Annotated in this window: 16 protein-coding genes and 1 other RNA gene; 10 read left to right on the top strand and 7 right to left on the bottom strand. The window is 36.1% G+C overall.

From position 1 onward, the window contains the following. Positions 1-82: 82 nt before the first annotated feature. The 3 genes from CC204_RS04225 to CC204_RS04215 all read left to right on the top strand — a co-directional run bounded on the left by CC204_RS04225 (position 83) and on the right by CC204_RS04215 (position 2,309). Positions 83-976 carry a DUF5067 domain-containing protein gene (locus CC204_RS04225; protein ID WP_088268967.1) on the top strand — a complete coding sequence of 298 codons (894 nt, stop codon included), beginning with the start codon at positions 83-85 and terminating at the stop codon, positions 974-976. A 33-nt stretch (positions 977-1,009) separates the two neighbouring features. Then, positions 1,010-1,513 (top strand): LURP-one-related/scramblase family protein, encoded by a 504-nt coding sequence (locus tag CC204_RS04220; RefSeq protein WP_088268966.1) that lies wholly within the window; start codon positions 1,010-1,012, stop codon positions 1,511-1,513. Positions 1,514-1,658: 145 nt separating this feature from the next. Next, on the top strand, positions 1,659-2,309 hold the full coding sequence (locus CC204_RS04215; RefSeq protein ID WP_088268965.1) for a DUF1266 domain-containing protein: 651 nt from the start codon (positions 1,659-1,661) through the stop codon (positions 2,307-2,309). A gap of 595 nt (positions 2,310-2,904) precedes the next feature. On the opposite strand, the gene CC204_RS04210 is transcribed toward CC204_RS04215, so the two are convergent. After that, complete coding sequence (locus CC204_RS04210; RefSeq protein ID WP_088268964.1) at positions 2,905-4,269, bottom strand: TrkH family potassium uptake protein; 1,365 nt, start codon at positions 4,267-4,269, stop codon at positions 2,905-2,907. A 259-nt stretch (positions 4,270-4,528) separates the two neighbouring features. Between CC204_RS04210 and treP the strand changes: the two genes are divergently transcribed. Together treP and CC204_RS04200 are read left to right on the top strand one after the other, a co-directional pair. Further along, positions 4,529-5,998 (top strand): PTS system trehalose-specific EIIBC component, encoded by a 1,470-nt coding sequence (gene treP, locus CC204_RS04205; RefSeq protein ID WP_088268963.1) that lies wholly within the window; start codon positions 4,529-4,531, stop codon positions 5,996-5,998. 153 nt (positions 5,999-6,151) lie between these two features. Then, the gene (locus CC204_RS04200) at positions 6,152-7,156 is read left to right on the top strand and encodes a nucleoid-associated protein (RefSeq protein WP_088268962.1); all 1,005 of its coding nucleotides are present in this window, start codon (positions 6,152-6,154) and stop codon (positions 7,154-7,156) included. Positions 7,157-7,221: 65 nt separating this feature from the next. On the opposite strand, the gene CC204_RS04195 is transcribed toward CC204_RS04200, so the two are convergent. Next, on the bottom strand, positions 7,222-7,578 hold the full coding sequence (locus tag CC204_RS04195; protein ID WP_088268961.1) for a YxeA family protein: 357 nt from the start codon (positions 7,576-7,578) through the stop codon (positions 7,222-7,224). 182 nt (positions 7,579-7,760) lie between these two features. Here CC204_RS04195 and CC204_RS04190 point away from each other — a divergent pair, with 182 nt between their 5' ends. After that, positions 7,761-8,465 (top strand): zinc metallopeptidase, encoded by a 705-nt coding sequence (locus CC204_RS04190; RefSeq protein ID WP_088268960.1) that lies wholly within the window; start codon positions 7,761-7,763, stop codon positions 8,463-8,465. 74 nt (positions 8,466-8,539) lie between these two features. Then, entirely contained in the window at positions 8,540-8,875 is a 336-nt protein-coding gene (locus CC204_RS04185) for a hypothetical protein (RefSeq protein WP_088268959.1), read from the top strand. A gap of 88 nt (positions 8,876-8,963) precedes the next feature. Here the strand turns inward: CC204_RS04185 and CC204_RS04180 are convergent, their stop codons facing one another. Next, on the bottom strand, positions 8,964-9,818 hold the full coding sequence (locus CC204_RS04180; protein ID WP_088268958.1) for a helix-turn-helix domain-containing protein: 855 nt from the start codon (positions 9,816-9,818) through the stop codon (positions 8,964-8,966). Between the two features lie 80 nt (positions 9,819-9,898). Between CC204_RS04180 and tadA the strand changes: the two genes are divergently transcribed. From tadA to CC204_RS04165, 3 genes are all read left to right on the top strand, one after another. Continuing rightward, positions 9,899-10,411: a tRNA adenosine(34) deaminase TadA gene (gene tadA / locus CC204_RS04175; RefSeq protein ID WP_188634465.1), complete on the top strand. Its 513-nt coding sequence runs from the start codon at positions 9,899-9,901 to the stop codon at positions 10,409-10,411. Positions 10,412-10,450: 39 nt separating this feature from the next. After that, an RNA gene (gene ffs, locus CC204_RS04170) (signal recognition particle sRNA small type) lies at positions 10,451-10,537 on the top strand. A gap of 197 nt (positions 10,538-10,734) precedes the next feature. Then, the gene (locus CC204_RS04165; RefSeq protein WP_088268957.1) at positions 10,735-11,736 is read left to right on the top strand and encodes a hypothetical protein; all 1,002 of its coding nucleotides are present in this window, start codon (positions 10,735-10,737) and stop codon (positions 11,734-11,736) included. Between the two features lie 99 nt (positions 11,737-11,835). Here the strand turns inward: CC204_RS04165 and CC204_RS04160 are convergent, their stop codons facing one another. From CC204_RS04160 to CC204_RS04145, 4 genes are all read right to left on the bottom strand, one after another. Further along, positions 11,836-12,378, bottom strand: coding sequence for a DUF5067 domain-containing protein (locus tag CC204_RS04160; protein ID WP_088268956.1), 543 nt, complete (start codon positions 12,376-12,378; stop codon positions 11,836-11,838). A 199-nt stretch (positions 12,379-12,577) separates the two neighbouring features. After that, the gene (locus tag CC204_RS04155; protein ID WP_088271655.1) at positions 12,578-13,384 is read right to left on the bottom strand and encodes a TPM domain-containing protein; all 807 of its coding nucleotides are present in this window, start codon (positions 13,382-13,384) and stop codon (positions 12,578-12,580) included. Beyond that, positions 13,384-14,526 carry a TFIIB-type zinc ribbon-containing protein gene (locus tag CC204_RS04150; RefSeq protein WP_088268955.1) on the bottom strand — a complete coding sequence of 381 codons (1,143 nt, stop codon included), beginning with the start codon at positions 14,524-14,526 and terminating at the stop codon, positions 13,384-13,386. Before CC204_RS04150 ends, CC204_RS04155 begins: the two co-directional genes overlap by 1 nt. A 127-nt stretch (positions 14,527-14,653) precedes the next feature. Next, positions 14,654-15,886 carry an SPFH domain-containing protein gene (locus CC204_RS04145; RefSeq protein WP_088268954.1) on the bottom strand — a complete coding sequence of 411 codons (1,233 nt, stop codon included), beginning with the start codon at positions 15,884-15,886 and terminating at the stop codon, positions 14,654-14,656. Between the last annotated feature and the right edge of the window lie 38 nt (positions 15,887-15,924).

The following is a 15,924-nucleotide window of genomic DNA, read 5'->3' as shown; positions in this document are numbered from 1 at the left end:
AAGATGTAGGTTTAAAAAAGTACTTTCATAAAAATTCTAGAATTGACATATCTATATCAAAAATAAAAAAGGAGACAATTTTGTGAAAAATAAGTGGTTGCTCACTTTCTTTCTCTCATTGGAACTACTTAGTATCACTGCATGCACAACAACTATCAATCGCACACAATATGACGAAAAGCCAAAAGTTATGCAGAATTCATCTACAGTTCAGGAGCAACTTTATGGAGAATTATCAAATTTGGTGAGTTTTCCTAAGCAGATCAAGAGGTCTGATTTGTTTAATCAAAAGATATCATTTGTTGTAAGAGCACAAGGTGAACCTTACCAAATGAACTCGAAAGATACAACGCTAAATGGAGTCTGGTATATACCTGTATTTCTCATGCGCAATCAAAAAATACCGATCTATTTAGACTTATCTAATATTAAAAAAGAGCAATGGCCAAAAGATGGAGAAATACTGAAAGTAGATGGACTGCCGATCGGTTATCTATATACTAGCTACAAAAATGAGCGGCTAGATTTACTTGATATCCAAGCACAAACAATTCAAAAAGTAGTACACTCTAAAAAGAAAGTAACAACAAAGCAAATCATCGAGACGCAAATGTATAAGATCGAATTTACTGGAACTGATCACTTTTTAGATTCATTCAATGAAGCCAATATGATCGTCTATTATAATTTCAAAAATAAGAAGCAGCATGCTGCGATCTCGCCACTTAAAACGTATTTTCAATTTAGCCAAAATGATGAAGTGTTAGAACCAACATTTATTCCATGGGATAATGAATTACTCGATCCAAAAGCAATCAATAGAGATAGTTTGGAATCAGGGGAAGAGATGCTCTATTATGAAGTTTACAAACTTAAGAATGAAGAAACACCATTAATTGTTCGTACATTTGATGATGAGTATGCTCTACTGAACGAGTTGGAAATGTCCATCAAGAAAATAACAGAAAATCAGTAAAAATAAGAAGGAAAAATAATAAGGGGATATCATATGAAATATATTGTGAAACAAAAGCTGATTGCTTTAAAACCTAGTTATGAAATTTTAGATGCATCAGGAAATCCGTTATATAAAGTAAAAGGGAGTTTTTTAGGACGAGAAAGTTTTGAAATTACAGATCTGAATGGAGAAACATTGGCTATGTGTAAAACAAATGTCAATGCGTTGAGTATGATTGGTTCATTCTTAAGATACAATTTCAAGAAATATCACATTTCAGTCGACGGTGAATCGATTCTGTCTATTGCTCGTTCGTTAAATATTTTCAGCTATAAATTTGTGATCGATTCAGTGATCGGTGATCTAAGCTTAGGGTATGGTATGACAGGAAGCCATCAGTTTAAATTAGAAGAAAAAGTTATTTGTGATATTGACAAAAGAAAATTGACGTTGGGCGGAGATGAATACCATATTGAAGTAGATGATACGCAGGATCATAAAACATTTTTATTAACAGCGATTGCTCTCGATCGTATTTTCTATACTAAAAGATAAGGAGAAAATACGAGTGAGCTGTTTTATTACTTTACACATTAAGACAGTTTGTAAACATTATTTTCTAAGTCTTTTTCCACGCGGCTAGTAGAGCAAAATAAAAGAAAAAATGTTTTATACTTTTAGAAAATAAAGGAGAAAATCTATGTGGTTTAAAAAGAAAACGGAAGTACCAACAGAAATTATTGAGTTCAATGATTTTCCACCGGAAAAAGAAAAAGTACTTTGTATAGGTGCAGCTGTTACCCAGTTTGCTGAAGCTAAAAGAGCATTTAAACCAAATTATTTGAAACTATATTTTCCAGAAAAATACAAGAAGAATATTATTAAGTACTGGTTACCGATGTTTGGAATTTCAACGGGTGAGAATGCTAAAGTGTTGATTGAAAACTGGATCAGTGAAAACAGTTATACTGCGGTCGTATCTTTAGATACAAAAGGTAAGGTTCAAAAGGAAATACAAAAAGCAGCTCGTAAACAAGAGAGTGATGTTCAAAAATTAATGGCTGCTTCTGAAACAATCAGAGATTCAGGTGCATTCGATTTAGAACGATTAGGATATATCATTCGTGTTTGCTTCACGCTTGATCTCATCACAGAACAATATGCTTGGGCATATTTAGATATACTTTACAAATTAGCTCAAGAGTATTATGAAAGTTGGGATGAATACATTGTTAGTTATAGTAATGAAAATGAAGCAATGAATACTAGCTGGTATAAAGACATTATTATAGATTATTTAGCAATAAAACAAGGAAAAGAAAATATTTTTGATAAATATCCTTTAAAGTAAACTCATATTGACGGTAAAAGCATACTAAGATGTTCAATAATAAAGACATATTCATGCCTTTTTAGTTGAAGGCAGTGCTATTGTTAGCACCAGTTACGTTTGAACTCAAAAGGTTGAGAGATGTCTCATAGATATATAAACCGCCTTAAAAAAATTAAAATAAATGAGGGTTATTAGTTGCAAAAAATGAAATCGGCTAGTAATATACAAATATACCAACAACAACCCTTTTTATTTTTTCATTTTACTCGCAAGAGTAAAACTCCTTTTTCCCATCTTCATTAGAAGGTGGGATTTTTTATTTTAAATGATAGAATAACAGTTTATTATCTTTAATAAATGTTAAATTGTTATTATTTTTGAAATTTAATTTGAAATAGATTATTTCTTGAGGGTTATTAGTTGCTAATAATAAAAAAAGATAGTAATATACCAGTATACCAACAACAACCCTTTTTATTTTTTCATTTTACTCGCAAGAGTAAAACTCCTTTTCCCATCTTCATTAGAAGGTGGGATTTTTTATTTCAGTAAAAAAGCAATTATAATTGCAAAAGAAAACATAAAATAGCGATATTTTATGTTTTCTTTTTATTTATCCAATCATAACACTTTCATCTGGATATTTATATTTGGCTTGTTGCTTTTGACCTCTTGTCAATAAAGAAAAGCCAACAGTGTAGATACCTACCCGACCAATGTACATCAATAACATGATAATGATCTTGCCGATGAAAGTTAATTCAGGTGTAAGTCCCATTGTTAAACCAACCGTGCCAAAGGCAGAAAATACTTCAAAAGCAATGTACTCAATGCCGGAGGATTCAGGGATATTTTCCGTAATAGATAAAAGCATGATAGATAATACGCACAAGGTCAAGGTAATAAAAAATAGAGTCAACGCACGGAAAACGGTACTATTACGAATCGTTCGTCCCATAAATTCAGCTCTCGTTCGTCCCTTGAAGATAGAGACGATCTGAATTACCAAAACTGCGAAGGTCGTTGTTTTCAGTCCGCCGGCGGTCGATCCTGAAGTTCCTCCAATATACATTAAAAAAATAGTTGTGATCAGGCCGGCATTTGTCATTTTCATATAATCGATCGAGTAATAGCCAGCAGTTCTGGGAGTGACTGACATGAAGAAGGTATTGATCAAACGATCAAAAAAAGTTGTTCCATCTGTTAATTGACTGGCATTTTTTTCGGTTAAGAAAAAGATGATAAAGCCACCAATAAGTAAAGAAACAGTAGTGATTAGGGCAATTTTAGTATGCAGAGAAAATTTTTGCTTCTTTTTGACTCTTAGTAAATCTTGCCAGACGATGAATCCTAAGCCGCCAGAAATGATCAACGCGCCAACAACCAATAAAACAAATGGATTATTTTGATAAGGGGTCAAACTATCTCCAAGCAAATCAAAACCGGCATTGCAAAAACTTGAAATAGAATGGAAAAGACCGAAAAAGAGCCCTTTTCGCCAGCCAAATTCAGGAACAAACTGAATGGAAAGTAGTATAGCTCCCGTCAGTTGAATAATAGCTGCTAATTTGACAACATAAATCATTAAACGAAAAGCACCGGACATATCATCTAAATTAAGCGCTTCGCGTAATAAAATACGTGTACTTAGTGTAATTTTTTTTCGGAGGATAAAATATAGAAGTACAGGCATCGTCATAAAGCCTAGCCCTCCGATTTCAATCAGCAGCATGATGATCAACTGTCCGTATGCGTTCCAATGAAGTGCGGTATTCAACGTTGTCAGTCCCGTAACGCAAACAGCTGAAACAGCAGTAAATAAAGCATCAATAAACGGTGTAGGCGTACCACTTCGAGAGAAGACTGGTAAGGTAAGTAGAGCCCCGCCTATAAAAATTAGAAGAACGAATCCTAAAGCAAGAACTTGTACAGCAGATAAACGTTTTTTTAGTTTAATAGCAATCGTTTTTTTTTTCATTTTTTTCCTCGATTAAACTGCAGGTTACGGCAGTTTATTTTTGTATTTGATAAACCCAAGTGTATCATTTTCTGAAATAATTTCCAGTGATTTGAAAAATCTAAAATAGAGAACTTAGTAAACGCAATAATACGTATAAGTAGGTAGAAAGAATTTTTTTTGTTTTTTAAAAAGAAAACGCTTGTAAAAAATTAAATAATACAGTATTATACAAATACAGGGAACTTGTACATACAAGTTAACGGAAAGGAGCAAAGAAATGGGTAAATTTCAAGAAGATGCAAAAAGACTGTTAGAAGATGTTGGAGGCAAAGAAAATATTGCAGCGGTTTCACACTGTGCAACTCGGATGCGCTTTGTATTGAATGATGCAGCTAAAGCTGACACCGCGGCAATCGAGAAAATCCCTTCAGTTAAAGGAACATTTACGAATGCTGGACAATTTCAAGTTATTATTGGTAATGAGGTAGCGCAATTTTATAATGATTTTTCTTCTGTTTCAGGACTTGAAGGCGTTTCCAAAGAACAAGGGAAAGCAGCGGCAAAACAAAATCTAAATCCGGTACAGCGGGCAATTTCTGTGTTGGCAGAAATTTTCACGCCATTGATTCCAGCGTTGGTAATCGGTGGGTTGATCTTAGGCTTCCGTAATGTCTTGGAAGGAATTCCATTTGGCTTTTTAGATGGACAAAAGATTGTTGAAGTTTCGCAATTTTGGAGCGGTGTGAATTCATTTCTATGGTTGATCGGTGAAGCAATTTTCCAATTCTTACCTGTTGGTATTACTTGGAGTATTACGAAAAAGATGGGTACTACTCAAATTCTGGGTATCGTATTAGGGATAACATTAGTTTCACCGCAACTATTAAATGCCTATGCGGTTGCAACGACAGCAGCAGCAGATGTGCCTTTTTGGGACTTTGGTTTTGCTCATGTGAATATGATCGGTTATCAGGCACAAGTGATTCCTGCAATGCTGGCAGGGTTCCTATTAGCCTATTTGGAAATCTTTTTCAGAAAAATTATTCCTCAGGCGGTGTCCATGATTTTTGTTCCATTGTTCGCTTTAGTACCGACTGTATTAGCTGCTCACTTAGTTTTAGGTCCAGTTGGTTGGGCAATTGGCAGCTGGGTTTCTGATGTGGTAAATGCTGGATTAACTTCTTCAGTAAACTGGTTGTTTGGTGCGTTGTTTGGATTCTTGTATGCGCCTTTAGTTATCACTGGTCTACATCATATGACGAATGCGATCGATCTGCAATTGATTGCTGATTTCCATGCCACTAATTTGTGGCCGATGATCGCACTTTCGAACATTGCCCAAGGTTCAGCAGTACTTGCTGTGATTTTTATGCACAAAGGGAACAAGGAAGAAGAACAAGTATCGATTCCAGCTATGATCTCATGTTATTTAGGCGTTACTGAACCAGCAATGTTTGGGATCAACTTGAAGTATGTGTATCCTTTTGTCGCTGGCATGATCGGTTCAGCTTGTGCAGGATTATTCTCAACATTGTTCGATGTAAAAGCGATCAGTATTGGTGTTGGCGGGCTTCCTGGAATCTTGTCGATCGTACCGCAATATTATTTGGTCTTCTTCGGTGCGATGGTGATCGCAGTCGTTGTACCATTTATTTTAACTTACATCTTTAGAACAAAAGGAATCTTTAACAAGCTTGATCCTGTAGATGAAGCAACGGGCAAGTTATATGTTGAAGAAAATGCGTAGAAAGTAGTTTCGTTCAAAAAAATATTTGTTAAGTCGCGAGCCATCGGTTCGTGGCTTTTTGCATTAATACAGAGGATATTTTCTAGAAAATAGTTGGCTTTTTTCGTTCTTTCAGGTAGACTAAATAAGGTTTAAGAAAAGGGAGAAGGATAGATGGATATTTATTTAAAAAGTGCGATCCTGCATATTATCGATCGTGAGACAGGAACGCCAGTTTTTTCACAAAAAGAATTGGATTTAACGACGGAATATATTCGGGTTTATTTAACGAGTAAGATCACAAAACTTTCCACAGCACAAACAAAAACAGGGACTTTAGCACAAGAGAGTATGTTTGTTGAAAAGATGCGCGGGATACCCAATGATTTTATTCAAAAGAGTCAGGATCTGGCCCAGCATTGGTACGATGTTTATTCGGGCAGTGAAGATGCACCAAGTGCGGATGTATTATTTGTGTTATATGAGTTGGATACAGTCATGCATCTGGCTATGATCAAATTGAATTATAAAGAGAGCTACACACATTATGTAGATTATGAAGAGGATGCTGTTTATAATAAATTGATCATCAATCGGGCGATCTTACCTTCAAAATCGCAAAAACCAGATGAGGGTATGACCGTTAATCTTGACTCACTGGCCTACGAACTGCTTGAAAAACGCTATGAATTTTCAGGTGAAAAAGCTTGGTATTTCTCTGAAAAGGTTATTGAATCAGAACCTGCTCCTTCTATAGAAGAAAATATGAAGGAAATCAAAAAAGCAGTGAAGCGAATTGGTAAAAAATTCAATGAAGACGAGTTTGAATTGATTGCTTCTGTGAAAGAAGCTGTTTATGAAAGTATCGAAGAGACTGGCACGATCGATAATGAACAAGTCGCAGAGTTAGTCTTTAAAGAAAATATTTCAGCTCGCATGGCTTATCAAGAAGAAGTCAATGAATCAAAATTTGTTGACAAAACACCTCCGGTAAGAGAAGCTAGAGAAATTTCCGAGAAGAAATTCGGGAAGCAAAAACTAAAAATGAGTAACGGCATCGAATTGATCGTCCCAATCGATGTGTATCGTAATGGAGACTTGATCGAATTTGTAAATAACCCTGACGGGACTGTGTCTATTGTGTTAAAGAATATTGAAAAAATCAGTAATCAATTGTAAGAGCAGTGAATATGAAAAAAGCGCACAGCGATTTTGCTTGTGCGCTTTTTAAACATGTTCTTTTTTTATTCGCTCATATGAGCTAAAGCTTTTGGGGGAACTTCGTTTTCTTTGACTTCTTCCCAGCTGATCACGCCTTTTCTGGCATTGACTTTTAATTTTAGATAAGCGTTGATACGTAGGGGGTTATCTCTGATCTCACTCATCTTTTGCACGCTTTTTTCACCATTTTTATCATAGGCATCTTGCGTATAATCATATTGAGTATATTTTTCGCCAGTTGAGAACTTTCCGTCTTTTATTTCTGTCGGCGCTCCAACCTGAGTATAATAAGCTTTTCCGCCATAATAGTAATTATATCCAAACCAAGCAGCACTTGTTAGTAATAAGAATGGTAGGATAAAAAGTAATAGTTTTTTCATTCTCTTCACCTCTTAATGGTAGTATGCCTGTTTTTGGCAAAGGAATCCATTGAAATGACTTAAAAAAATGTGACAGTTTTGTTAGAGGAATCTCGTTCAGCCTTCATAAAATCGTCAAGTTCTGGATACACTTTTTTAAGAAAGACATGATACAATGGAGAAAAGAATAGGGGGAATAAAAAATGGTACCATTTTATGCAATTTTTGATCCGACATATATTTTGGTCATCGTAGGCCTTTTGATTTCAATGGCTGCGTCCGCATATGTAAATAGCACATTTCGAAAATACGACAAAATTCAGAGTCGAAATAATATTACAGGAACCAAAGCGGCTCAATATATTTTACAAGAAGAACATATCAACGATGTCGGGGTCCAACAGATCTCAGGAAATTTGACTGATAACTATAACTCAGGCAATAAAATGCTTAGCTTATCAGAAGCGACCGCCCAATCGATGTCTGTTGCGGCAATTGGTGTTGCTGCACATGAATGCGGTCATGCGGTTCAAGATCATACAGGCTATAGTCCTTTAAAAATTCGTGCGGCAATCGTTCCAGTAGCGAATATTGGCTCATCGTTGTCATTTCCGATCATATTGATCGGTGTGCTGTTTAGCTGGAATCAAACGTTGATCAATATTGGTATACTGGCGTTCTCTTTGGCATTGCTTTTTCAATTAGTAACGCTTCCAGTGGAATTCAACGCTTCAAGGCGTGCACTAAAAATTTTATCTGACGGCAATATTCTAACAGAAGAAGAAGTTCCAATGGCTAGAAAGGTTTTGTTTGCAGCAGCTTTAACATACGTAGCAGCAGCACTAGCAACATTTTTACAATTACTTCGCCTGATCATTTTATTCGGTGGAAACAATCGGCGAAATTGATCCTGCTTTTTTATTACCTCAATTTTTAAGAGTGTGTTATCATGATAATAGAGAGTAAGAAGGAGCTGAACGAGATGAAAACATCAACAAAAATCAGTATTGGATTAAGTATTGCAGCAGTGGCTAGTGTATCTGTAGCAGTGATTGCTTCAGAAAAAATTGCAAAAAAAGTCTACCATGTAACGAATCGCTGCAAAGCTAAAAAATTTGTGAATGATAAATTTGGCGGCAATGAAAAATTATTAAGTATCGTCGATAAATTATCTGATGATGAATTGGATTCTATGTTGGATATTTTAGGAAAAGTTAAAGACGGAGGAAAAAAGATTTCTTCATATGGAGAGTCTCTAAAAGGTAGTACTGAAAACGTCAAAGATCGTTTATTTAGTTTTATTGATGAATTAATGTAATTTGATCGAAAAAATTACTTTTGTCTTACCGTTTAATCGAGTTTAGAGTGCAAAACAAAACTGATTTTTAGTTTTGTTTTGCACTCTTTTATTTTGTAATAAGTAAATAACAAAAGACAAGATCATCCATTTTTTTTAAGGATAGACCACTTTGCTCATAAAATTTTTCGATACGATAGTGTAACGTATTCCGATGCATATATAAATCTTTAGCGGTAGAGCTAATGTTTCCCTGATGGTGCCAAAGAGATAAAATGATTTGTTTGAATTCAGAACTAAAAACAAGCTGTTTTGAATAGGCTTGGATTATTCGGCTGTCTTTCATACTCTGTTTAGTATAATGGTGTATAGCTACATCACTTAAAGAAAAAACGGATTGTGCTTTCAAATTATTGAATTCCTCTAAGAAAATTTGCTGTTCTTCATGAAATAAGGCAGGTAGATGATCGTCAGCTGGATAAAAGTTTCCTACAAATGCTTTGGTAGAAGAGTCAAAATCAGCGTCAAGAGTTAAGAAAATACTTTGAATATCAGTCAACTGATAATGCTTTTTTGTGTATTGCTCAATCAAAAGTCCGTTACTTTCATCAGTGAAAAAGAAATCTACAAAAGCTGGAAAAATTTCTTTCATGCTTTGCTCCCATTCTTTCTGTAAAAAAGCTTTCGGCTTTTTGAGCTGAAATTGTATGATTCGAAAGGATCCGTCGACTTCAACATCCGCCTGATTAAACAGATAGTCAAACCAAGGATGCTTTTGTAAGTCTATAGCAAAAGTGCTTGGTAAAAATAATTTTTGTAGTAAATAGAACTCTTTTTCACTTAATATGTCTTTAGAAATGACAAAATAGTTGCCATTGATCGGCAATGAAAACATGTTGTCGTTTGCTTTTTCTTTTTGAAGCTTTCCTTCAGGGTATAAATTTATTAATTCCTCGATTGTCATAGACACACCTCACTTGTTTATTGTACCATGAATAAGGGGTAATCGTTTAATTATTCTAGTTAGTGAGAGGTGGAAATCGCTTGAATGAAAAGACAAGTCGTTTAACAACAGAAGTAAAAGAACAATTTATGCTTGAAGCCATCAAGGAAGCAAAGAAAGCAGAAATGCTCAATGAAGTACCAATCGGTGCTGTTGTTGTGATCGATGGTGAAATTGTTGGGCGAGGACATAATCTTCGAGAAGAGAGTTTAGATGCAACCGCTCATGCAGAAATGTTTGCAATCAAAGAAGCATGTAAGAATATCCAGAACTGGCGCTTGGAGCGTGCGCAGCTTTTTGTTACATTAGAACCGTGTCCAATGTGCAGCGGTGCAATGCTTCTTTCACGCGTGGAAGAAGTCTATTATGGCGCTAAAGATCCAAAGGGCGGGACTGCTGGGACATTGATGAATCTATTGGACGATGATCGTTTCAATCATGTTGCTTACGTAGAGTCCGGCATTTTAGAAGAAGAATGTGGCATGTTATTGACTAATTTTTTTCGTAAATTACGTGAGAAAAAGAAACTTTTAAAAAAACAAAAGAAAGACTAGCCAAGCAATCGAAAATGCGGTATACTAAATCTTGCCGAAAGGCTAGGACAATGGTGGGCTTACGAAGCGTGTCAGATCCGGAAGGAAGCAGCACTAAGTGAGTGCCGCCATGTGTCTGATTGAATAGGATTAGTTATTGAAGCCGAGAAGGCTTTTTTTTATTTATAAAAAACGAGCACATCTAACTAGAATTCAAGTGAATCTAAATTAGATGTGCTATTCTTTTGTTTTAGTGGAATGATCTTGGTTTGATTTGGGAGAGATTGTCAGGTGGGATTTTAGTAGTATATAATTATGTTGTTATAAAGGGAGGGGAGTGGAGTATGAAAAAAAGGGTTGTTAAGACTATTGTAATTGTTGTTCTTTTGGCTGTAGTATCTGGTTGTACAAATAAAGAAGAAAAAGCAAAAACGGCTTATAAAGAAGGGGATTATCAAGAAGTCGTTACGTTGTTAGGGGAAAACAAGGAGAAGTCTGAGCAAAGTGAACGTATCTATTTATTCTCAAAAGCTCAGTTGGCTTTTGAAAAAAAGCACTATCAAAAGGTAGTTGACTTGCTTGCTGACAAAAAACTGGATGATAAAGTAAAAGACGTTTATCAACTTTCAAATGCTCAAGTGAATTTAAAGAAAAAAGACTATAGAGCGGCTGTTGACTCACTTGAAGGGATCGAAACAAAAGAAGCTGAGGCAATCAAGCAAATAAGTTATTATGAATTATATTTGCCGGAAATTTCAACGCGACTAATGAACAATGACGCAGATGAAACGTATGAGCAATTACAGGCGGCTCAAAATATACTAAATGAAGAGAAGATGGAAAAACTAACCAAAGTGATCGAAGAACGAATCAATGAGAAGGTCAAGGAGTCGGATATCAATAACTTTTATAGTTTAGAGAAATTAGCTACTCTTTTGGATAAAGAAGAAAAAAATAGTTTAAAAAAGCTTGCAGAGTTTATTGGAAAGACACTTTCTGCAAATGAGAAAAATAAATTTGAGGCATTCTTGAATCGTGTTTGGGTGAGACAAGATGATACATTTAAGGGGCTTAAATTAGCGATTCAGATTTCACAAGAGAATAGTTTTGCTACCATTTTAGAAACGTCACCAGAAGCACCAGAATTTAAAGTGAATGATATAAAGTGGCGAAATATTCAATATATCAATAGTACAACTTTTCGTTTTGAAGATTTATCGACCAATAAAAACTATGCTGAAGCAGTCGGAATGATCGATTATTCTGGGGAGACTATCGAGGTTCATGTGACGGCACAAGCCAATGCAATTGGAACAAGTCAACTACTGGTACCAGTGAAAGAATAGAGGAGTCAGGATTGCTGATTTCTGTTAGACAGTGACTTTTTAGTTGAATAAATTAAAAAAGAGCAGTGGACCGAATATCCGGCAAACTGCTCTTTTGCTTTACTTCAATTCGATTTTCTTCTCGCCAAGCTCTTTTCCTGCCATTCCCTGCGTTGCTTTTAACATAACAGGTGTTTCAGTATCATCTAAATCATAAGAAATAATTGCTTTGACTGTACCGCCGGGCTTGATATCATCTGATTGATGTTCTGTATATTCTGCAAACCGTTCATCTTGTGGAGTCATACCAACATTCAGTCGATTGATCGTATTTTCGCCTTCTTGTGTCAATTCCATACAAGCTATCCAAACAGTAGAAGCAGAAAGTGGCTCTTTACTGTCATTTGTTACTTCATAAGTCAGCGCTAATTGTGGTTTTTCTCTATAAAGTGTTGAATCAGCAGGTAACACCTCAGTAGAAAGGATTTTGACTGTAGCCATATCAATTTTTAACGTGTCATCCTTAAAATATGTGCTTGCTTCTTTTTTTTGGGATGTAGAAGAATCTGCACTGCTTTTTTTTGTTGTGTCATCGTTGCCGCTACATGCAACTAAAGTCAAGCCGCATAAAGTCAATATGCCGAAACCTAAAATTTTTTTCACTACCAATATCCTCACTTTTCTCATTTTTAGACTAGCTGTCAATAATTATCCAGCATAAATCAATTAACTCTATACTACCTTGAAAAAGAAGAAATAACAAGATGACTTTAGGATAAAAAAAGAGAATGATCCCTCAAAAAATAAAAGAAGGATCACCTCTAATGCTAAAAAAATGATATAAATCTAAGAACTTATTCGATTAAAACCCTCGGCTACTGCCGCCAAAAGTACCGCCGCCTGTAGAGTGCGTGCTGCTTCCGCCACCACCAGAGCCACTGCCATTTGAATTGTTTCTAGGAATCCGCCGTGTAGTAACGAAGGAATTGATCAGTCGATCATTTTTACTTGTTAAGCTTAACGTGGCTTTTTCTCTAAAAGGATAAGAATAAGTGCCAAACTTCAGCTGGTATTTTGAAACACTGATTGCGAAAAAGATGCCGCTTAAAATAACGGAGGCAATCAAAGCAATCAAGATTTCAGTCGTTGTTAATACCTTGTAACGAGTGACTTTACCAGTTTCTGTATCTACACGATAATGGCCGCCAGGAACCCCTTGCTCGAAAAAGCTGCTAGTATCATCAAGAAATGTTTGTGCCGCTTCAAAATAATTTCCATTTGACAAACTAGGACCTATATTATCCTGCATTTGGTCGTTTCGTTTGTCCGTCAGATAATCGATCATATTGCCTGAGGTAGAAATCACTGATTTTCGTTGATTCATGTCAATATAAAAAGTGACGCCATTTTGATCTTTGCCAATCCGGTCAAGCATATAATAATCTGCAAATCGAGTAGAATCAATTTCATTGTCGGTATTAGTAAGGATAAAAATGTGTGCTTTGGTTTTTGCTTCAATTGGCGCAATCTTTTCATTTAATTGTTCGATCTGTTCACTGGTAAAAAGTCCAGCTTGATCATCGATCGAATTTTCTGCAGCATGACTTTTTATGCTAAAGCCAAAGAGAAGAATAAGACCTGTAAATAGCCACATAGTCATTTTTTTCATCATATAAACCAGCCTCCGATCAAAAAGAGTGCTAACAAGATAGAAAATAGTCCGAAAGTGAAAAGCCCTAAACGCTTATAGCTGACTGGAAGAATTCCGCTAACTTTTCCTGTTTGGCCATTCATTGCAAAGTAGTAAACTTTCTTTGATTGTTCATTGCTTCGATAGGTCACTAACCAAATAGGCAACTGCATATAATGATTTTTTTCATCCACTAAAGAAATATCTGTTCGCAATTTTGTCAAAGAGGTATAGCCAGCTGCTGTGTCCCGCAAGAGGGATTCAGAATAATCCTTGAGCTCGTTTTGAACGGCTTGTTGAATTGCTTCATATTCTATATCTCGTTTTTCTGCTTGAAAACCAGCTAAATATTGGCTTTTGAAAGAGATTGCTTTTTCGATCGGAAAAGGTTGGACTGCTTCAACCATTTTTTGCTGAGTGTTTTTAGATAAGGCATTTTTGATCAGTTCTTTAAATGACATTTTCCCTTGTCGTGTAACGTCGAATTGTTTTGTTTCAGTATATTCTAGATCTCCGACGCGCCAAACCCGTAAGGTTGTACCCATAGCGTTCATTTGACCATCGATATCGGCATCAACCACCCAATAAGGGAAATAAACCCCAGTCAATTTATCGATTTGCTCTTTATTGAAGAAATCTTTAGGGATAAACCATTTTTTCTTGGTCCAGGCTAAAAACGTTTCGACAGCTTCTTCTTTTTCAATCGCAAAAGGTAAGACTTTCTCCGGCAAAAAGGTCCCGCTTAAACGCCCAGATAAAACAACGGGGTTGTGGCAATAGTAGCAATAGGTAGCAGCTGTCGTTGCTTCTGTAACGATTTGTGCACCGCAGCTAGGGCAGTTGAATAATTCCATATCGGCCTTATTACTATCAGAAGTTTTATCAAACGCATCTGCTTTATCAGAATTCATTTGATCAGCCTGTGCATCTGCGGTATAAGTCAATTCTTCCTCAGCGGATGACCCTTCCAGATGTGCTTCGTGTTGAGACTGTTCATACGCAGTGACTTCCGTTTCAGTATAAACATTCAAGCAATACTCACAATGAAATTTTTGGTCTTTAGGATCGAATAATAAAGGACCACCGCAATTGGGGCATTTGTGTGTAAAAGTGTCCGTCATAATGTTTCCTTTCTTATTTGGCAATCTGTTTTAGTTTAGATTGCTAAATAGGTTTGTTTAGTTTTAGAGTGCGAAACAAAACTATTTTTTTAGTTTTGTCCCGCACTCAGATTTTCTCTGTTATGTTTTATAATGGAATTCCTTGAAAAGGTTTGCCGCAATGTGGGCAGAACTTAGGAATACCGTTAGATAAATCAACGATTTCACTACATTCGCTGCATTTCATTTCCAATTTTGGTTTTTCATTGGTTGGTTTCGGAGTCCCGCAGTTGGAGCAGAATTTCCCTGAATTTTCTGTTCCGCATTGAGGACAAGTCCAGGTATCAGTCGATCCCTGTGCGTTTTGCTGGTTTTGTTTTTCTTGCATTTGCTGTTGATTGGTTTGGGAAGCTTGAGCAAAATAATTTCCGCTAGTATTCATACCCATACCGACGCCCATGAACCCGTTCATAGCGCCACCTTCATTGCTTCCGGCTGCTTCCATTCCGCGGGCCATCGATCCTTGGACATAGCCTTCGCGAACACTTGGATCACTTAACATCGCCCCTTGATTACGCATATTGATCAATTTTGTCGAATCATCTGTGTACGAAATGCTGGCAACCGCAACAGAAACGATCTCCATTCCACGAAGTTCACGCCATTCATCATCTAAGGCTTGTGCCATATATTTGCTTAGTTCTAAACTTTTTGATGGTACATAAGAAATGCGCTCGCCGTCTGCCGACATTTTATTGATTGCAGATTGAAGAGCTGTTAAAAATTCTGCTAAATATTGTTCGTTGATATCATTAATATCTACTTGGCTTTTATTTCGAGGAATCGCATTTGAGAAAAATAGTAATGGGTCTGTAATCTTGATTGAATAATTCCCATGCGCTCGTAAAAACAATTCTGCATTATAAAAATTATCAAAGTAATTAAGAGGAGAAGAAGTCCCAAATTTGATTCCTTTGATTTCTTGTAGATTAATGTAAAAGACTTGTTGTTTTTGAGGAGTTACACCACCGAATTTAAAACGGTCAAAACTCTCTGAAATTGCGGCTTTTAATGAACCATTGAATGCCGAAGGAGCAGAGTCATTTTTGACTGTGTAGTAACCTTCTTCAGCAGTATAATCAATGATTTTACCGCCATCGACTAAAATCATCATCGTATTTGGGTACACATGTATCACAGAACCATCCGTCAAAACATCCTCTGTTCCTTTACGGTTAGAGCCGCGCTTATCATTTTTACGAACAAAAATTCCTTTGGTCATAACGGTTGTATCACCCATATCAGCAGGTTCAATGACTTCGATCCATTGATCCGCTAAACCTCCGCCGATCGCACTTGTTGCTGCTTTAATAATTCCCATTCCGAATTCCTCCTTGATAAAAGTTGTACGTAAAAATA

Source organism: Enterococcus wangshanyuanii, from assembly GCF_002197645.1.
In the GTDB taxonomy this organism is placed as follows: domain Bacteria; phylum Bacillota; class Bacilli; order Lactobacillales; family Enterococcaceae; genus Enterococcus_L; species Enterococcus_L wangshanyuanii.
This window is presented reverse-complemented; position numbering and strand designations above follow the sequence as displayed.